Genomic DNA, 18320 nt, shown 5'->3' with positions numbered 1-18320 from the left:
CCAATTTTTAGGAGGACCAACGTCCAGAATTTAAATGACCGAGCTCGAAATCGAGACCTTCGAATTCGCGATGAATTTTTCGAAGTCCTGGCGCATTTCGCCCTGCGTCCAGTGGATGAGGAGGCGGGCCACGTAGATCGAGCCCAACTCGACGTGCTTTTTCGCCGGCTGACGATCCGCACTTTCGAAGAACTGCAAAAAGGTGCTCGCGGTCGCGAGCAGAACGCTGACGATGAAGTTCATCTCTTCCGCCGACTCGATCGGTTTCATCCAACCGGCTTTGAGCCAACGACGGTACAGGACGTTCATCAGTTTCAAAATTTTCGCGATGTGCGCTTTCCAAAGACGCCCCAGCTGAGCGTCTTTACGGCGGAGATAGTACATCTCCCTGTGGAAAAAACGGTACTTCCAGAAAATTTCAAAGTTCTTTTCGATGAGATCCAGCGGGTGCACGAGCTGCTGGCCCTTTTTCATGTGCCAGAGTTTGTAGGTCTCGGCGCACATGATTTTGAAGATCGAACGGATGATTTCCTCTTTGTTCGCGTAGTGGAAATACAGATTTCCAGGACTCATGCCGAGCTCTTTGGCGATGTGGTTCGTCGTTACGGCGACCACGCCATTGCGATTAAAGAGCTCGATGGATGTCAGGAGGATCCGGTCTTTGGTCTTCATGTCTCAGGCTGAATAGTTCCAGGGCTCAGAAATGACAAGCCATAATCCAGGCTAACCCGGGCAATTGAGGGTTGCGAAACCGGCTCCCCGCCCGCAAACTTAAGGAATGCGCAGAAATTTGAAGGGGTCGGTACTGACCTGGATGGTCGTCTTCGTCGCTCCATGGGCTTTTGCCGGATGGTTGATCAATAATTCCCATGCGACGTCTCAGAATGAGGCGACGGGCCGCAATGAAAAGCAAGATTGGGTGGTGCAAGAGGTCTCGAGCCGTATTCGCGGCAAAGAGTTTCCGAAAAGCATCAATGACGGTCGCGAGAACTTCGCGATCGAATACACCCTGAACGATCAGCTGCAGCACGAAGCGGAGCGCCTGTTGTCGGCGTACAAACCCGATTTCGGCGCCATCGTCGTCGTCGAGGCGCGCACGGGCAAGGTCCGCGCGATGGCCTCTTTTGAACGCGGTGAAAAGATCGGCGAGAACCTCGCGATCCGGGGCACCTTCCCCGCCGCCTCGATCTTCAAAATGGTGACCGCGGCGGCCGCCGTCGATCGGCGCGGCATGGATCCCGAAGGCCTGATCCACTTCAACGGTGGCAGCCACACGCTGTACCGCCGGAACGCGATGTCGACCGTGGTCAACCGTTGGACCCGCGAAGTTTCTTTGCGCGAGGCCTTCGCCCGCAGCTTCAACACCGCCTTCGCCCGCGTCGCCTTTGAAAAACTTCAGCCCCAGGATCTGGAAGAGTACGCGTTCCGCTTCGGCTTCAATCGCCAAATCCACGGCGACCTTTTGTTCGATCAAAGCGTGACCGAAATTCCCAGCGAGAAGAACTTCCACATGGCCGAGATCGCCTCCGGCTTCAACCGCGTCACCAAGATGAGCCCGCTGCACGGCGCGCTGATGGCGGCGACGATCGCGAACGACGGGAAGATGCCCAAGGTGCAGATGATCGAAAAGGTCACCGATCAATCGAATCGCGTCGTCCTTGAGGGCACGCCCGCGACCGACTTCGACGTCCTGACCGCCGACGGCAACGATAAAATGAAAGTCCTGATGGAAGAGACGATCGTGTCGGGAACTTCGCGCAAAAGCTTCAAGCACCTGCGTCGCGACCGCCGCTTCCGCGAGGTCGAACTCGGCGGCAAAACGGGCTCACTGACCGGCACCAATCCCCGGGGCAAAACCGACTGGTTCGTCGGCTACGCCATCGGCGACAACGGCGAAAAACTCGCCATCGCCGCGGTCACCGTTCATGAAAAACTCTGGCGCGTGAAATCTTCGATCCTCGCGCAATCGGTCGTACGCCGTCACTTCCGCGACATGGAAGCCTGGGTCGCCCGTCACGATCAAGCCTCGGAAACCGAGCGCTAAACGATCAACGTGAGCCGAGGAGCATCCGCTTCTCGGCGCTTTCGAGCCCCAGGGCCCAAAACCAAGTGAACACCACTAAAATTTGATTGGTTTCCCAGTACGCGGTCGTCGCCAGGATCGCCACCAAAAGGCGCGGCGTGAAGATGAATCCCAGCCACCAGAACAGGCCGCCGAAGGCGACCGACGAGAACAGCAGCGTCAGGCGCGGGAAGAAGAACATGAAAATGATGAACCAGATGCCGTGAACATCCCAAAAATCCATGGGGCCGGTTTAGCGGCCACGGATGCCGGAATCAACCATTAGCTGAGCAAATCCTCTTGGCACTGGCGAACGGGTTTCGCCTCGTCGGACCAGATCCCTTTCTCGAGATCGATGAAGAACTCACGCGCGCCTTCGGGATCCGAATCGGAGTCGGCGCAGGGTTGCGCCTTTTCCAGGAAAACGCGGAAACCATTTCCATCTTCATCCTCGTCCACGAAAGACAGCTGGCCGTCGACGATCATCACGCCGATCTGTTTCTGCCCCAGCATGCCGTCGAAGCAGATCGCGTCGTGGCAAGCGCCACCGAAGGCGTTCGCCGTGTCTAGGCGCAGGATGCTTTGCGCGTGGCTCAGCGATGCGGTCAGGCTCAAGAGCAGGGTCATGACGATGGCTTTCATGTCGTCCTCCGGGTCCGTGGGCTAACGTGAGTGCGGACCCGAGGGCTCTTGGTGCAAACGCGGCCCCCGCGCCTTTCACGGTTTATTCACAGGCCAGGCAGTTTTTACTGTCCACCGCATTGACAGGGGCCCTTCCACGGCGGCGTATAGGCGCCCCTCCGGGCTCACCAGTAAAAGGTTTCGCCGTTATCCGGCACCACGAAGGGCGTCAGCTCGGGGTATTTTTTGAGCGCGGTCTGCAGATCGGTCGCGGGCTCGTCGATGCCTTCGTCCGTCAGCTGAAAAGTTCCGAAGTGGATGCCGATGGAGCGCTTGGACTTCACGTCCTGATGCGCCTTCACCGCGTCGTCGGGATTCATGTGCATCTCTTCCATGAACCAGCGCGGCTCGTAGGCGCCGATGGGCAGAAACGAGATGTCCATATCGCCGTAACGGGCGTGAATGTCCTTGAAGACCGGACCGTAACCCGAGTCCCCCGCAAAGTAGATCTGCTTCCCCTGCGAGCGGACGATGTAACCGCCCCACAGGCTTTCGTTGCGATCGAACATCCCCCGCGCCGACCAGTGTTGGGAAGGCACGAAGACGATCTCGAACTCGCCGACCTTCGCGGTCTGGTACCAATCCATCTCGGTGACCTTGGTGATGCCGCGTTTTTTCAACAACGCGCCGTCGCCGAGGGCGACGAAAAACTTCGGATCGTATTTGTCCTTCAGACGGACCAGACTCTCTTCGTCCAGATGATCGTAATGGTTATGCGAGACGAGCACGAAATCGAGTTTCGGTAGCGACTCGAGCTCGGTCCCCGGCGGGCGCACCCGCTTCGGTCCCGCCCACTGGAAAGGGCTCGCGCGCAGCGAAAACAAAGGATCCGTGATAAACGCGCCCTGGGAAGTATGCACGTAAAGGGTCGCGTGATTCACGAAATGAATATGGTGTTCACCGGGCGCCGGTGCGCGCGAGAAGTCGTTCTGCTTCGTGTTTTCGGTCCACGCGGGCCAGACTTTGCGGTCGGCCGTCATCTGCCATTTGAGTAGCGTCAGAAAACTTTTGGCGTTGTTCGGGCCACCGGGCAGGAAGAATTTCTGACCGTCGAAGTGGTCCGATTTCGGTCCTTCATATGCCACCGCACATCCTCCGATCGCCAGTCCTCCGCAAAGAACGAGCGCCTGCCCCCAACCACGCCATTTCATCATCAAAACTTGAACTCCGCGACAACGGGACAGTGGTCACTGCCCTCGACCTGATCCAGGATGTCGGCGCTGGTCAAATGGGGCAACAGATTTCGGCTGATGCAAATGTAATCGATCCGCCAGCCGCGGTTGTTCACACGGGCCAGCTCACGGTAACTCCACCAACTGTAACGCTCTTTCGCTTCGGGATGGAAGTGGCGGAAAGTATCGACGAAGCCCAGCTCCAGGAACGAGGTCAACCATGCGCGCTCTTCCGGCAAAAAGCCGCTCTCTTTCGACAAGCGTTTGGGATCGTGAACGTCATGCTCCGCGTGCGCGACGTTGTAATCACCGACGACGACGATCTTTTTTCCCGCCGCGAGTTCCTTCGCCAGATGGACGTTGAGATCGCGCAGGAAGCCCTGTTTGAAATTGTGGCGCAGCTCTCCCGAGCCGCCGTTAGGGAAGTAGATGTTGTACAAATCGAACTCGGGGTAGGTGGTAATCACGAAACGCCCCTCCGAGTCGTAATCCTTATTCCCGGTGCCTTTCACGACCCGGTCGGGCGGACGAATTGAAAAAGTCGCCACTCCCGAATAGCCCTTACGCACGGCGCTGGACCAGTCCGCGTATTCATAGCCCAAACGCTGCAGATCGGGTTCGACCTGCTCTAGATTCGCTTTCGTTTCCTGCAGGCAAAGAATATCAGGCTCTTCCTGCGCGACAAATTCAGGCAAACCCTTTTTGCCGCAAGCACGAATCCCGTTCACATTCCAAGAGACCAATTTCAGAGTGGACTTCATGCCCCCATCCATTGCAAATTCCCGGGTCTCACGCAACCTTCTTCATGTCGCGCTTAGGCGCGCCTCAAATTCAACGAGGTACCCCGCGGATGCGCGCGAAGTTTCTGGATCTTTTGGCGCAAGAGATCCCCTTTAAAAGCCGGACCGAGATCGAAAGCCTGGTCACGCCCGAGCTCATCTCTGAATTTACTCTGGAGCTGCCCCGCGCGATTTTAACCCAGGCCGAAGAGGCCGTGGCCGCCTTCTTCGCGTGGCGCGAGCATCCCGCCTCGGTCGCGCATTTCGAAGCCGAGGCCGCGAAGCGGGGCCTGCAAAATCCCGGCAACTTCGCCATCTGCATGAGCTACGACTTTCACCGTGCGGCCGACGACACGCTGAAGCTCATCGAAATCAATACGAACGCGGCCTTCCAAGGCCTGGCCTGGCCGCTTTACGAATCGCAGGGACTGCCCTGGCCGGTCGCGGGTTACAATCCCAACGAACTCCGTCGCGCGATCGAAGAAGAATTGCAACTGGCCGCGCCCACGAACGCGCAAGGTCCCTGGCTGGTGCTCGACGAGAAACCGACGGAACAGAAACTTCGCATCGAGTTCGACTACTTCCTTTCGCAGTTCCGCAAATGGGGCTACGAAGCCCGTCTGGCCGATTTGCATGAAGTCACCGCGAAAGATCGCTTCGTTTACAACCGTTACACCGATTTCTATTTCGAAGAGGAAAAGTCGAAGGCGTTGCGGGAACTGTATCTTGCGCGGACGACCTGCTTCTCGCCCCATCCTTTCGAATATCTCGCGCTCGCGGACAAAGAGCGTTTGCGTGAAATGACCGCCGATGCGGGCACCTACCTCGACCGCCTCTCGTCGGCGCAAGCCGACGCCATCGAACGCGCGCTTTTGAAAGCCGAAGTCTTGACGGCGGAAAATGCCGACGACCTGTGGGCACGGCGCAAGCAGCTCTTCTTCAAACCGCTGCGGGCCTATGGCGGAAAGCAGACCTATCGGGGTTCGTCCGTTTCACGCAAAGTCTTCGACGGTCTTGTGGGCGAAGACATCTTGGCGCAAGAGTACTGCCCGGCCCCCGAGGCGCGCTTCGAAACACCCGACGGCTTCCAGGATTTCAAATACGATCTGCGCTTCTATGCCTACAAAGGCCGGGTTCAGGGGGCCATCGCCCGCCTGTATCAAGGGCAGTTGACCAATATGCGCACCAAATACGGCGGATTCACATGCGTTCGTTTTGTTTAAATGTCATGGCGATTGTCAGGAATGGGTTTGGACGCCGCGCGCTTTTTGACGCGCCCTCGGCCCCCCCCGGTAAATGGTCCGCGATGAAGTACATCATCGCACTCTTCGTATTTATGGGATGGATGCCGCGAATCTTCGCGCAAGGCTTGGAGCTGAAACCCGAGTGGTCCGGCGACCTCCGTTACCGCTTGGTCCAAGCCAAAGAAGCCGAAGATCAACCCCGCCCTTACCAACAGTTGCGCGCGCGCCTGCAAGTAAAGGCCGAAGTGAATCCCGAGCTGCGCGCGGTGATCCGTCTGGCGACGGCTTCCTCCGCCATCAGCACGAATCAGACTTTGGGGGACTCGAAAGACCCCGGCTTCGCCCGCCGCAGTTTCGGCCTGGATCTGGCGGCCATGCAGTGGACCGCGGTCAAAGGACTCACGGTCTCGGGCGGACGCGTCCCCAATCCCTATTTCTCGGCGGGTAAAAATCAGCTCGTCTTCGATTCGGATCTGAACTTCGAGGGCCTCTCGGTCCAGTACAAAACCGGCGGCTTTTTCGTGAACGCCGGGGCTTTCCTGATCTCGGAAAACTACGACTCGGCCACTCGTTCGGACGTCGTGGACATCGGCATCCCGGGTTTCCAGCTGGGCTACAGCCATGACTTCGGCGGCGTCCAAGCGACGATCCACTATGCGAATCAAAACTACGTGAACGTGCAGGATCAGCTCATCACCAGTCTGGATAAAGGCGCGAGCTACGATATGTACTCGATCCCCTTCGACCGCTACCGCGGGAACTCGATCTACCGTTTGTTGCCCGGCGACCCTTTCCGCATGTCGAACAAATACGTGCTCGACATCGTGGGCGCCGAGGTGAAATCCAAACTCGCCCTCGTCGACGTGAATCTCTTCGCGGATTTCGTCAAAAACCGCGAGGTCTCGACCGACGGTAGCGGTCACGAGTTCGGCATCGGCTTCAAGTGGGAGCGCACCTCGCTGGGCTTCGGTTTGATCCGTAAAGAAGCCGACTCGGTCATCGGCGCCTACTCCGACAGCGACGCCAATGGCGGCGGCACGGATGCGGACGGCCGTCGTATCACCGTGGGCTATCAGTTCAGCGACAACTCCGCCTTCGCCATCAATCAATACAATGCCAAACGCGGTATCAGTTCGACCGAGCGCGATTACAGCCTCACCCAAGTCGACTTCATGATGAACTTCTAAGCTGCCCTCCACCCACGCAGTCTCCTGACATTTTCCCGACAATTCCAACGGAAAGCCAACGGGCTTTCCGTGAACTCCTTCGCTAGAAGCCGGGTTATCCACTAACCCCTTTGAGGAGTAGACATGAAAAAGCTTGTGTTCTCGGCTCTGGTCTTCGCGGCAGCCACCGCTTCCGCACAAAACAAAGTTCTGTTCGCTGGCTCGGATACCCTCGGCGGTATGATGACCGACGCGATCATCGCGGCGGGCATGGACTCGCAAATCCAGTACACCGGCGGCGGCTCGGGTCTGGCGGAAAAAGGTCTGGCGAACGGCGATCAAAACATCGGTCCCATGTCGCGCGAAATCAAACCCGAAGTCCTCAATGAAATGAAAGCACGCGGTTTGGACGTCGTTCCCCACGTCATCGGTCTGGACGGCATCGCGCTCTTCGTGAAAGCGTCGAGCCCCGTGCAAGCCCTGGATCTGCCCACCGTCACTCGCATCTTCACTTGCGAAATCACCCAGTGGGAACAAATCCCCGGTTCGAATCTGCGCGGCCAAATCCGCGTCGTTCGCCGTAACGACGCTTCGGGCACCACCGACGCGTTCAAACACTTCACCGGCCTGAAGAACTTCGGTGCTTGCGTGACCGTTCTGAACGAAACCGCGGATATCGCCGAAGCGACAGCGCGCGACGGTCTGACCATCGGTTACGCGGGTCTCTCGGGTAAACTGGCGGACAACCGTACCCTCGCGATCGCAAAGTCGGCTGGTGCGGCTCCCGTGCTGCCCAACACCACTTCGATCCGCAACTTCTCGTACCCCATGGCACGTAACCTCTACGTTTACGAAGTCATCGGCCGCGAGCTGAGCCAACCCGAGGCGGACCTGATGAGCTACGTCACTGACCGCTCGTTCATGGACCCGATCGTCCAATCGCACGAATTCATCACCATCGACTAGTAATCGCGCCCGCTTCAATCGGGATGGAACTCTTTCCTTTGAGGTTTGAACGATGTTCTTACGAAAATTGAAATTCTCATCCCGTTTTCATCAGGCCGCACTCGCGGCCTTTTGTGCATTTCCGGTCCTCTTCCTCACCGCCTGCGGGGCTCCCCGCCAGATGTCGGAAGAAGAGAAGTACCGCCTCGCGAACTGCAAACCCGTCGAGTCCTACCGTTCGTATCAGGAAACTCCCTACGTCGGCTCGCAAGACATCGTGCACACCTACCAGAACCTGCGCGCCACTTTGAATTCGGCCTGCGCCAGTTGCCATTTGAGTCCCGCGAAAAGCGGCGGCTTCACTTACATCGATACCTACCGCGCGCAAGAGATCTCTCTCGGTGGAAAGCTCACTTGGGTGGACGGCTTCTTCGAGACCGCCGAAAAAATGCGTGAGTCGATCTTTCACGCCGATCCTTCGAAACAAATGCCGCCGGCGGATCGCCGCGCGAAAAATCCCGAAGCCTTCTTGAAGATGGGTCGCGAACTCGAGATCTGGATTCAAGCCGGCAAACCCGAAGGCAACTTCAAAGCGGGCACCGGTCCGAAAGTGCTGACCGGAAAACCCCGTCCCGTGAAGCCCATGTCGAGTTCCGAACTGGGCGACTGCGTTCCAGTCGCGGGCATCGTCGGCTTCGACTACGAAATGGACCGTTTCTTCGAAAACGCCACGGAACTTCCGAAACACCTGAGTGAAACTGATATGACAAGCCTGGATCCCCTCGCGCTCGCGCGCACGGGAACCTTCGCCTACAACGTCGAGTATCCGCTCTGGGCCGACAACGCCGAAAAAGGTCGTTGGCTGCACGTGCCGTGGAAACTCGAAAACGGTCGTCTGGTGAAACAGTCGATCCGCTACAATCCAGAGACCAAAAATTTCGACATCCCCGAGAACACCCGTTTCTACAAAAGCTTCTACCGCGCGATCACCATGCCCGACGGCAAGATCCGCATGCGCCGGATGGAGACGCGCCTGATCGTCGCGCGCACGCCTTCGGACAAGTCTTTGTTCGGTACCTATCAGTGGGACGAAACCGAACAGGTGGCGACGCTCGTCACCGCGCCCTACCGTGACGGCACGCCTTGGAAGGACTTGGTCTACGCGGTCCCCATCGACGAAGTGAAAGGGAAGTTCCGCGACTACGCGATCCCCGGCCGTCAACGCTGCATCGACTGTCACGTCGGCAGCCCCTCGAAGAACTTCATCCTGGGTTTCCAACCCTTACAGATCAACAAACGCGCCTTCGGTGAAGCCGGTCGCCTGGATCCCGCCCTGTCGAGCGATCTGTCGCAGGTGCAACGTTTCCTCGAGTACGGCGTCATCTCGGGAATCAAATCCCCGGCGGATCTGCCGCGCCTGGAAGACAGCGGCAACATGCCCGCGCGCAACGTCTATGAGCTGCGCGCGAACGGTTATACCGTCGGCAACTGCTTCCACTGCCACAATCCCGACGGCATCGCGTTCAACAAAGACAACGGCGTGCGTTTGGGACTGGGGCCGGGCGAACTCTTCAGCTTCAACACCCAGCTGAAATCCGTGCAGCAACCCCAACGCCGTATGGTCCACCAGAACGGTGAACTCGACAGCTCGCACATCTGGCGCAAAGTCGCCGATCCGCCGACGGCGCAGGGGATCTATTCCCAGATGCCCATGCACACGCCCGGCGCGCCGGATTGCCGCGTCCTGGAAGTCATGGGCCGCTGGATCCGCAGTTTCGAAAGCCTCCAAGCCGCCGAAACTTGGGAGAACAACTGTAAACCCTCCTCGACCCTGCACTGGATCGACATGGATCTGACGTGGCCGAGCGGCGAAACCTTCATGCCCCGTCGGAACGATTGGAAAGATCCCGTCGAAGGCATGCCGCAAAAATACCGCGACATTCAGCTGACCGAAAACTTGCGTCAGGCGATCACCACCGAATACCCGGTGGGTTACTGGTTGAAACGCCCGGCGTGCGAGTTCCCGAAAACGGATTTGCCTCCGGAAAAACGTCTGCCCTGGATGATGAAGGGGACGCAACCCAAACGTCCCTACGGCGAGATCTACTACGCTTCGCCCGGCGCGCACTTCTTCAAGAACACCTGCGCGAAATGCCATGGCCCCAAGGGTGATGGAGATTCACCGCTGGCGCGCTCGATCCTGAATTGGTCCGGCGGCGGCGTGCGGGTCGCGAACTTCATGGAAGGCATGTTCGGCAACAAAAACGAGAATCTGAAAACCTTCGATATCGACGGCGTGAACTACGGCGGTCAGTATCTGATCTGGATGGCGATGGAAGGAACGCGCGTGAAGTTCCCGCCCGAGGTCGCCAGCGCCATGGGAAAACACGGCGGGCAGATGCTGAACGGCATTCGCGAGAAGTGTCTGTCGCAGATCTCCATTGAAAAGGCGTCGTCGCCGAACTTCATGGATCACGAGATTTTCCGCGCCGTTTGTTTCATGGAAAACCTTTACGCGGGCCATCCCGATCTGGAGTTCGATCCGGCCTCGGGTCAGCCGCGACATCCGGAACGGGTCGAAGCCTGGTTGGACCGCGCCGCCTGGAACGCGGGTTGGGCGATCTACGAATACCTGAAAGAAATGGCGTCGGGCACCGTTCGTCCGAACAACGACCAGTGCGAAATGGTCTACAAGAAAGGCGGCACGTGATGAAAGCCTTCGTCCTTATCCCGGTGTTGCTGCTGCTCGCGGGTTGCAACTACAGCCGCATGAAGAATGAAAACCGTCCCAATCTCGGCGCGCAGAATATGCGCAGCATGGGGCCGCTCGATTTCCAAACGATCCAGGCGAATATCCTGGGCCCGCGCTGTTACGGCTGCCACTTGCCCGAGACCGGCAACAAAGGAAACTCGAACCTCGCGACCTACAACGACGTGCGTGCCCAGCTGGGTCGCGTGGCGTTTCGCTCGTTGGAGTCGAAGGACATGCCACCCGCGCATCCGCTCTCGGCGGACGAGATGGCGCTGTTGACCGCGTGGATGGATGCGGGCGCTCCGGAGATCGCCATGGGCATCCCCGATGGCGGTGACCGCGCCCTCGATCAGGGGCCGACGGATTTTCGCAAAATCAGTCAGGGCGTCTTTGCCGGTAAATGCCTGTCGTGCCACCAACCCAAGTACAACGGCGACGGCGACGGCGCGGTGGCGGTGCGTGCCGCGGCCGATCTAGATTTGACGGACTTCGCTCAAGTGAAGGCCGCGGCGACGAAGATCTTCGACCGCGTTATTGTGAAGCAGGATATGCCCGTGCAGCCGCTGCCCGGTCTATCGCCCAAGGAAAGACGTGTGATTCTGAAGTGGTTCGAGCTGGGAATGCCTCAATGACGCGTTTTTGGCTTTACCTCGCGGCGGTGCTGACGCTCGTAGCGATTTTCTTGCTCGCGGCGCGGGCGCACGCGTTTCCCGAGATGATTCGGCACGGTTACGTGAACTGCACGGTCTGCCATACGACCCTCGTCGGCGGAAATCTGCTGACCCCTTACGGCCGTTCACTGTCGAAAGAACTGCTTTCGCAGACGGACTTCTTCGGCTTGCAGGCGCCGGAAGGCAGCGAAAACTTTCTGGGCGGCGCGATCGAGACTCCCGAATGGCTGCTGGCCGGAGGCGACGTCCGCATCCTTCAATCCTTCATCGAGTCCCCGCAGGCTTCGCGTGGTCGCTTCATGATCATGCAGGTCGACTTCGATCTCTCCGCTCAGGTGAAGGATTGGCTTCGCGTCTTCTTCTCGGTCGGTCGGGTCGAACCCCGCGTCGACGGCGCGGTCGCCAAGGATTATGTCACAAGCCCCCGTCACGGCGTCGAATTCATCCTGAATCCCGAAGCCGAGGACGATCGCGTCACCTTGCGCGTCGGGCGCTTCACGCCCGCCTACGGAATTCTTTTCGCCGAACACACCTTCGCGACCCGCACCTATCTGGATTTCGGCCCCGGCCAAGAGCGCGGCGCCGCCGAACTCGCGTGGACGCACGAAATGACCTCGATCGTCGCGACCGGCATCTACAATCAAGCCAACGGCAATACCGTCAAAAAGGAAATGGGCGGCATCCTGCAAGTGAACACGGCCCTCGGCGAAAGCACGAAAGTCGGCGCGAACTACTACCAAACCACGCGCGATGACGGCGCCGGTTCTTACCAACGCCGCATGTACGGCGTTTACGCGCTTATGGGCTTCACGAAAGAGTGGTACGGTCTTTTGGATCTGAACCGGGTCCAACGCGCCGACGGCCGCTGGGGTTTCGTCGAAACTTTCAAATTGGGCCGCGAATTGTGGCAGGGCTTTCACCTTTTCGGCGTGCACGAATTCGCGAACTTGAATACGGATCAGACGGACCCCAAATTTGAGGCTTACAGTTTCGGAACTCAGTGGTATCCCCAAGCCCACTGGGAACTTTACGGGATTTACCGGAAGGAGCGGAACTCCGCGACCTCCGGCGACTTCCAAGATGCGGTGTGGTTGATTGGGCATTATTACCTTTAATTTCTTTTTACCGATTCTGATCGCCACCGCGCTCTTCCGCGCGGCGCCCGCATTCGCGCAAGGGGCCGCGTCTCAGCCGGCCGCAGCTCAGCCCGCCGCACCTCTGCCGGCCGAAGCCAGCTCGCTCGACCCGGCCCCTCCGGAAACCAGCTCGGTGGAAGCCGCGCCGGTTGTGGAAAAGAAGGTGGATAAAAGCCTGAAGTGGAAAGGCGACCTCCGCCTGCGCGGCCAGATCGAAAACACCGAGGCCGCCGATTCGCGCAAGACGGGTCGCATCCGTGCGCGGCTGGGCTTCCGCGCGGACGTCAGCGAAACGCTCGGGACGGAATTCCGTCTGGCGACGACCACCAATTACCGTTCGACCAATCAATCCCTGGGTGACGACAAAGATCCCGGCTTCACCCGTCGCTACATGGGACTCGATCTCGCGTACGCGGATTGGAAACCCACGTCATGGTTCCGCTTGAACGCGGGCCGTATTCCGCAGTGGCACCAACGGCCGGGAGGAACGCAAGTTCTGCTCGACGAGGACATCGCGCTCGAGGGCTACTCGGTACGCGGGGAAGCCCCCCTGACCGAAAGTTGGAAGATCGGGTGGGGCGTGGGCAGCGCGCTCATCCGTGAAAACTACGACGCCCTCGTGTATTCCGAAGACCATACCGACAATTTCCTGCACACGGGTGACCTGACGTTCATCAACGACGACTGGAAATTCAAAATCGGCATCAGCGTCTTCAATTTCGTCGGCGTCCAGGGACGGCTGTTCTCGGAGCTCGCGGCCGGCGGCGCGCCCTTGGGCAATTCGGAATTTCCGGCGGGCACCGTGAAGAACAACTTCCGTCCGGTGCGCGCCTACGTCGATCAAGGCTTCGCGGCTCTCGGCGGCGACATGAACCTCTTCGCCGAGCGGATCGTGAACGAGGACACGCGCGATCCCAACCGGGCGTGGTGGATCGGCACCGGCTACTCACGCAAACCTTGGACCGCGCAAATCGCCTACGGCGAAATCGAAAGCGACGCCGTGCCCGCAGTCTTCACGTTCTCGGACTTCGCGGCCGGCCAGACCGATACGCGCGGGTTCATGTGGTCTTTGCAATACCAGATCAACAAGAACTTCAATTTCAAATACACCCAGTTCGCGAACCGCCAATTCGTCAGCGAGCGCAACCTGCAGTACGTACGCACCCACCTCGATCTGAGTGGCAGCTTTTAGTTCGGCCCATGACACTCAAGCACATACTCTAGCCGTTCCGCTTGCCCCGACCGCCGTCTCTCGTTAGACGGGCGCCATGAGAACACTCTTCGCGCTACTGCTGTTGATTCCCGCCTGGAGCTGGGCCCAGGCTCCCCGCACTTGGCAAAAAGGTCTGACGACCCTGAACGACGGCGTCCCCCGTTACGTCGAATACCTGCCCGCCGCTCCCGGAAAATCCACCCTGGTGTTCACCAACGGACTCGTCTACGACTTGCGCCGCTGGCGCGACCTGACCGCCAAACTGGAAGAAAAAGGTTACGGCGTCGTCCTTTACTATTTCCGCGGCCAGCACCGCACCCTGCTTGCCGAAACCGAAACCTTCGGCAAGCCGAAGTTTTTCCGTGACGGTCTTGAAGGTGGCGACTTCACCGATGAACTGTTTCAGCTCACCGAAGCGCTCGGCTTGAAGAAAACGACGGTCGTCGGTCTTTCTTACGGCGCGCACATCGCCGCCCGCTACGCCGACGCCCACCCCGACCGCGTCGAGCGTCTGGTCTTCTTGGCTCCGCTCGTGGTTTCGCTCGACAAATACGACGCGCAAGGCGCGTGGATCATGCAGAGCCTCGATTGGATCAAACTATGGTGGGGACCGTTCTTGGGCCCGTACTTTTACGAAAGCGCTTACCGTCAGATCTATTCGAGCTACCTCGCCCAGCGCATTCTTCCCGACCGCGTTCCGGAAGAGCTGCGCGAGATTCCCGACATCTATCGCGAGTCGGTCTTTCACTTGATTCGCGCGGTCCGTAGCTTCGACCTTCGCGAGCTTGAGTTCAAAAAACTTCCTGCGGGTTCGGTGACCTACATCCTCGCGCAAGAGGACGAAAAGCGCGCATTCGAGGATCAGCTCAAAGCCGCACGCAACGTCTCCCCGGGACGTCTGCAGCAGTTGATCTACATGCCGAATTCGTCGCACGCGATTCCCGACTCGCAAGGTGCGGCGGCGGCGCACCTTCTGGACCTACTGATCCGCGACGATGCACGACTTCAGCGGGGCGGTGCCTCGATCCTGGACGGCGATACCCTGCGCCCCTGGACCGAAGCCCCGTGATCGAAAGGCGGGATTCTGCCGATGTAAACATCGATGATCCCGCAATTCTCGCTCAATATTCTTTTTAAGCACGATCAAGAAAACTTGCCCGGTTTGATGACCGAGCTCACGCACTGGTGCGCCGAGCACCATGATACCGAGATTCATTTCTACGATCTCGGTTCACATGACGACTCGCGAAGGATCATCGAGAAATGGGCCGAGGGCGGTCACGTCGGCGCGGCGGTGAAGGTCGTCGACGTCATGGACTACAGCCACTACAGCCAAGCCGTGGGTTTGGCGTTACGGCTGTCCATCGGCCAGGTCGCCTGGGTCGGTACTCCTGAAGATTTTCCGAAAACCGACGAACTCGAAGCGATTTTCGGACAGTGGAACGACGGCGCCGAAATCATCTGGGGATTCAAGCCCTCTTCGATGAGTTCGGGCTTTTTCGATCCGTTGCTTCGTCGCGTGGAAAAGAATTATCCTCAAAGTTTCGCCGATCAGTTTTTCGAACAAGACCGCGGAGCCTTCATCGTCTGCGACCGCAAAGTGATGATCACGCACAACGCGATGCTGACCTCCACCAGTCATTGGTGGCGTCACGTGGTTGCCGCCGGCTGGTCGATGGATCGGTGGACTTTGAAAAACCCGGTACAAAGCTCGACGCGCGTGAACGCCCCCTACACCCGGCCGCTCGACGTTCTGGTGCTTTGGCTGAATCAAGGTTCGCGCCCTTTGCAACAACTCGTCTACGCGTTCTTGGGTCTGGGAGCCTTTTCGTTCCTGGGGGGAATCGCGGCGTTCATCTTGGGAGCCTCGGGCATCGAGATTCACCCGCTGTGGAACTCGCTTTATCTTTTCGGCGGTTTCGCCGTAGCGGCGCAGTTGATCTCGACGGCGTTTCTGTTCTTGGTCCTCGCGCGCCGCTGGGATCGCAGCCAGACTTTGGAAAAGCCCTTACGCTATCAAGAGAACAGCCTGGCCGAAGCGAAACCCGCCGAACTGCGCGGACATCAACCGCTTCCCGTCGCCAACGTGACGCCCATCTCGCAAGCCGCAAGCTATTCTCACCGCCCGGCGACCATCATCGCTCCGGAAGAAACGAACGTAACCACGATCGCACCCGTCGACGACTCGGAACCCGTGGCCGAGGAAGCGGCGGCCACCCCGGTGGAAGAACCGGCACCGCTGGCGCCGACCCAGATCCCGATCATGTCCATCCATTCGAAATCGAGCTAAGAAGCGCCGCTCTCGCAAAAGTTGAGTTAATCCGCCCGTTGGTCCAGGAACCCCCATTGCCAAGACGCGCGCGCCCGCGAATAATAAGGACATTCCCTTCCGAAGGAGCGTTCATGCCCGTTCGCCAGATTCTCCAGCTCATCGCGGCCCTTTGCTTCGTCGTCTCCGGTTGCACCTCCGGCTCGACGGCCTCGTCACCCGACGCCTCCAGCCGCGCGCCGGCGAACGCGGCGGACGAGGGCCCCATGTGCGGGAACTTCGCGGTGAACAAGATCGCGCACTCCCTCACGCGCAACCTCTGCACCATGGACTACATCTGGTCCCTCGTCGGCCCTGAAGGCGCAAAGACCAACCTCACCACCTGCGCGGCCAGCTACGTCGTGACGGGCGCGGCCGTGGCGGGTTCTTCGGCGCTCATCGGGCGCCGCCTGCTCAACGGCGACGGCAGCTTCCAGCGCGTGATCGCCGGCGAGCGCAACGTCCTTTCCAAGCAGACCCAGGAAACTCTCCAGTGGATCCGGAACCTGGAGAACGAGGTTTTCCTGGTCGGGGATGGCTCGCACTTCCCGTCCTCCCCTTATACGCATCCAGAGGATGCCCGTAGGGCCACGATCATCCGCCACCAGGCGATGGCGCGCATCTTCGAGCAGCAGAACCTCAAGTACTCGCAGAGCCAACTGGGGGCTTACAAATCCTCGACCCTGGATGCGATCAGCCTCGATCCGAAGCGCCGCATCCGCATTCACTTCGGGAGCGGGACCAGCTCGCCACGGGTCGGTTACGAAACCTTCTATCTCGGCGTGACCCCCGGTCCGACCGAAACCCAGGTCCGCCTCGGACGTTCGCTGATGAAACTCGCCTACCTGGGCGCCGCGACGATGGCGACCGGCGGGGTCTTCTTCATCGTGGATCAACTCGCGGGCGCGACGCCGACGGCTTGCTCGCAGATTTCCGAAAAATACTACTCCGCCGATCCCAACAACTACTGCAAACCGCGCATGGCGATTTCACCCGAGGTCGTCGAGTTCCTGAATCTCGACTCCGAATCTCAACGCCAGCTGCTGACGACCTATCCCGAACTCTGCCGAGTCTACGACGACATCGCGGGCACGGTGGACCGGGACATGGCACAACAGTTCGACGTCAAGTCGATCACGGAACGCTGTGAACGCGATTACTTAGCGGTGGATCTCGAGATGGCGAATACCGCGAAAGCCGAAATTCAACTGAACGCGAAAGAGATCCGCGTGACCTCAAATATGGATCGCATCGTCGCCCAGTACGAGCGCAACGCGACAGGGATGAAGCTGACTTCGATCCGCTGGGCGCCGTTCGTGGGCGGAGTCAAAGCCCGCACCTTCAAAATGCCCGTGGACACCGAGACGTTCAATACGCCCCTCTTCCAGCGCGTGCAGAGCCGTTTGGGAACCTACATGATCCATTTAGAGAACAAAGGCCTTTTCGACCGCACCTGCGTGGCCGCGAACTAAAATTAAGGATGGTCGGCGTGATCCAGGCGGATCACCGCCGTCAAATTCAAATCGCCCTGGCGTGAAACCGAACGCAGAATCGTTTCGTCCAAGACGCCATCGGTGAACTCGATCTTCCACGGACTTTGCCGGGCATTCAGCAGATCGCCCACGCTCATCAGACCGGTTTTTTGGCTCCATAGACCGAGTTTCGATTTGTTCGCCATCACCTGCATCTGCCATAACGAATCGCCGATCTTTGTTTCGGGAGTCCGATCCCACAGTACGATCAACGGCACACTCAGATGTTTATCCGTGTTCGGTGGCAAGTTCGCGCACACGAAAGACTTCTTGCCGGTTTTGAAGTTGTGACGAGCCCAGATCTTCAATCCGGAGCGGGCGTCCTCCACCCACAGATTCGCTTCGCGAGCGAGCAGAACTTTTTCGGGCAAAGCGGCCTTCGCCAGCGGCGACCGAATCTCGTCAAAAAGCGCCGGTCGATTCGCCGGGCACCGCGAAACGCTGTCGGGTTTCGAGGCTTGGGCGAATGAAACGGCCCAAAGTGCTGCCATGAGCGTCAGAAAAGCTTTCAAAGTCATTCCCCTTCAAAAAACTAAACCCTACATAGGTCCAGTTTTTTATCGTCAGCATCCAGGTCCTACTTAAGTCTTCGGTACATCCGCCGATTCATAAAGAGTCATGGAGGACCACTGCTTTGACGGTTCGTGATACATCGGCTT

17 protein-coding genes are annotated in these 18320 nt (G+C 58.9%); 11 read left to right on the top strand and 6 right to left on the bottom strand.

All coding sequences use genetic code 11. From position 1 onward, the window contains the following. Positions 1–30 precede the first annotated feature (30 nt). Positions 31–672, bottom strand: coding sequence for a TetR/AcrR family transcriptional regulator (locus KF767_01540; GenBank protein ID MBX3016543.1), 642 nt, complete (start codon positions 670–672; stop codon positions 31–33). A 106-nt stretch (positions 673–778) separates the two neighbouring features. Here KF767_01540 and KF767_01535 point away from each other — a divergent pair, with 106 nt between their 5' ends. Next, positions 779–2044 (top strand): penicillin-binding protein, encoded by a 1266-nt coding sequence (locus tag KF767_01535; protein ID MBX3016542.1) that lies wholly within the window; start codon positions 779–781, stop codon positions 2042–2044. 4 nt (positions 2045–2048) lie between these two features. On the opposite strand, the gene KF767_01530 is transcribed toward KF767_01535, so the two are convergent. The 4 genes from KF767_01530 to xth form a co-directional block, all read right to left on the bottom strand. Next, entirely contained in the window at positions 2049–2306 is a 258-nt protein-coding gene (locus KF767_01530; protein ID MBX3016541.1) for a hypothetical protein, read from the bottom strand. A gap of 38 nt (positions 2307–2344) precedes the next feature. After that, a complete protein-coding gene (locus KF767_01525; protein ID MBX3016540.1) occupies positions 2345–2704 on the bottom strand; it encodes a hypothetical protein in 360 nt (119 codons plus the stop codon). A 164-nt stretch (positions 2705–2868) separates the two neighbouring features. After that, positions 2869–3897 (bottom strand): MBL fold metallo-hydrolase, encoded by a 1029-nt coding sequence (locus KF767_01520; protein ID MBX3016539.1) that lies wholly within the window; start codon positions 3895–3897, stop codon positions 2869–2871. After that, the gene (gene xth / locus KF767_01515) at positions 3897–4688 is read right to left on the bottom strand and encodes an exodeoxyribonuclease III (GenBank protein ID MBX3016538.1); all 792 of its coding nucleotides are present in this window, start codon (positions 4686–4688) and stop codon (positions 3897–3899) included. Before xth ends, KF767_01520 begins: the two co-directional genes overlap by 1 nt. 77 nt (positions 4689–4765) lie before the next feature. Between xth and KF767_01510 the strand changes: the two genes are divergently transcribed. The 10 genes from KF767_01510 (at position 4766) to KF767_01465 (ending at position 17601) form a co-directional block, all read left to right on the top strand. Continuing rightward, positions 4766–5917 (top strand): hypothetical protein, encoded by a 1152-nt coding sequence (locus KF767_01510; GenBank protein MBX3016537.1) that lies wholly within the window; start codon positions 4766–4768, stop codon positions 5915–5917. Positions 5918–6000: 83 nt separating this feature from the next. After that, on the top strand, positions 6001–7125 hold the full coding sequence (locus KF767_01505) for a putative porin (GenBank protein MBX3016536.1): 1125 nt from the start codon (positions 6001–6003) through the stop codon (positions 7123–7125). A gap of 123 nt (positions 7126–7248) precedes the next feature. Continuing rightward, positions 7249–8070: a substrate-binding domain-containing protein gene (locus KF767_01500; GenBank protein MBX3016535.1), complete on the top strand. Its 822-nt coding sequence runs from the start codon at positions 7249–7251 to the stop codon at positions 8068–8070. Positions 8071–8137: 67 nt separating this feature from the next. Further along, positions 8138–10759: a hypothetical protein gene (locus KF767_01495; GenBank protein MBX3016534.1), complete on the top strand. Its 2622-nt coding sequence runs from the start codon at positions 8138–8140 to the stop codon at positions 10757–10759. After that, positions 10759–11433 (top strand): hypothetical protein, encoded by a 675-nt coding sequence (locus tag KF767_01490; GenBank protein MBX3016533.1) that lies wholly within the window; start codon positions 10759–10761, stop codon positions 11431–11433. The genes KF767_01495 and KF767_01490 overlap by 1 nt, the downstream gene beginning before the upstream one ends. Continuing rightward, the gene (locus KF767_01485; GenBank protein MBX3016532.1) at positions 11430–12587 is read left to right on the top strand and encodes a hypothetical protein; all 1158 of its coding nucleotides are present in this window, start codon (positions 11430–11432) and stop codon (positions 12585–12587) included. Before KF767_01490 ends, KF767_01485 begins: the two co-directional genes overlap by 4 nt. Next, positions 12568–13800 carry a putative porin gene (locus KF767_01480; protein MBX3016531.1) on the top strand — a complete coding sequence of 411 codons (1233 nt, stop codon included), beginning with the start codon at positions 12568–12570 and terminating at the stop codon, positions 13798–13800. Before KF767_01485 ends, KF767_01480 begins: the two co-directional genes overlap by 20 nt. A 76-nt stretch (positions 13801–13876) precedes the next feature. Further along, positions 13877–14890 carry an alpha/beta hydrolase gene (locus KF767_01475; protein ID MBX3016530.1) on the top strand — a complete coding sequence of 338 codons (1014 nt, stop codon included), beginning with the start codon at positions 13877–13879 and terminating at the stop codon, positions 14888–14890. Positions 14891–14923: 33 nt separating this feature from the next. Then, entirely contained in the window at positions 14924–16111 is a 1188-nt protein-coding gene (locus tag KF767_01470) for a hypothetical protein (protein MBX3016529.1), read from the top strand. Between the two features lie 113 nt (positions 16112–16224). Next, complete coding sequence (locus tag KF767_01465; GenBank protein MBX3016528.1) at positions 16225–17601, top strand: hypothetical protein; 1377 nt, start codon at positions 16225–16227, stop codon at positions 17599–17601. A gap of 2 nt (positions 17602–17603) precedes the next feature. Here the strand turns inward: KF767_01465 and KF767_01460 are convergent, their stop codons facing one another. Next, positions 17604–18152, bottom strand: coding sequence for a hypothetical protein (locus KF767_01460; protein MBX3016527.1), 549 nt, complete (start codon positions 18150–18152; stop codon positions 17604–17606). Positions 18153–18320 lie beyond the last annotated feature (168 nt).

The organism is Pseudobdellovibrionaceae bacterium (assembly GCA_019637875.1).
Taxonomy (GTDB): domain Bacteria; phylum Bdellovibrionota; class Bdellovibrionia; order Bdellovibrionales; family Bdellovibrionaceae; genus JAHBUW01.
Note: the sequence above shows the minus strand (reverse complement) of the source record. Positions and strands in the feature narration are given on the sequence as shown.

Bases quoted from the DNA above. Each gene is read 5' to 3' on its own strand.
- KF767_01490 (MBX3016533.1), top strand. From the start codon at position 10,759: ATGAAAGCCTTCGTCCTTATCCCGGTGTTGCTGCTGCTCGCGGGTTGC.
- KF767_01510 (MBX3016537.1), top strand. From the start codon at position 4,766: ATGCGCGCGAAGTTTCTGGATCTTTTGGCGCAAGAGATCCCCTTTAAA.
- KF767_01535 (MBX3016542.1), top strand. From the start codon at position 779: ATGCGCAGAAATTTGAAGGGGTCGGTACTGACCTGGATGGTCGTCTTC.
- KF767_01540 (MBX3016543.1), bottom strand. From the start codon at position 672: ATGAAGACCAAAGACCGGATCCTCCTGACATCCATCGAGCTCTTTAAT.
- KF767_01530 (MBX3016541.1), bottom strand. From the start codon at position 2,306: ATGGATTTTTGGGATGTTCACGGCATCTGGTTCATCATTTTCATGTTC.
- xth (MBX3016538.1), bottom strand. From the start codon at position 4,688: ATGGATGGGGGCATGAAGTCCACTCTGAAATTGGTCTCTTGGAATGTG.
- KF767_01505 (MBX3016536.1), top strand. From the start codon at position 6,001: ATGAAGTACATCATCGCACTCTTCGTATTTATGGGATGGATGCCGCGA.
- KF767_01470 (MBX3016529.1), top strand. From the start codon at position 14,924: ATGATCCCGCAATTCTCGCTCAATATTCTTTTTAAGCACGATCAAGAA.
- KF767_01475 (MBX3016530.1), top strand. From the start codon at position 13,877: ATGAGAACACTCTTCGCGCTACTGCTGTTGATTCCCGCCTGGAGCTGG.
- KF767_01500 (MBX3016535.1), top strand. From the start codon at position 7,249: ATGAAAAAGCTTGTGTTCTCGGCTCTGGTCTTCGCGGCAGCCACCGCT.
- KF767_01465 (MBX3016528.1), top strand. From the start codon at position 16,225: ATGCCCGTTCGCCAGATTCTCCAGCTCATCGCGGCCCTTTGCTTCGTC.
- KF767_01520 (MBX3016539.1), bottom strand. From the start codon at position 3,897: ATGATGAAATGGCGTGGTTGGGGGCAGGCGCTCGTTCTTTGCGGAGGA.
- KF767_01525 (MBX3016540.1), bottom strand. From the start codon at position 2,704: ATGAAAGCCATCGTCATGACCCTGCTCTTGAGCCTGACCGCATCGCTG.
- KF767_01485 (MBX3016532.1), top strand. From the start codon at position 11,430: ATGACGCGTTTTTGGCTTTACCTCGCGGCGGTGCTGACGCTCGTAGCG.
- KF767_01460 (MBX3016527.1), bottom strand. From the start codon at position 18,152: ATGGCAGCACTTTGGGCCGTTTCATTCGCCCAAGCCTCGAAACCCGAC.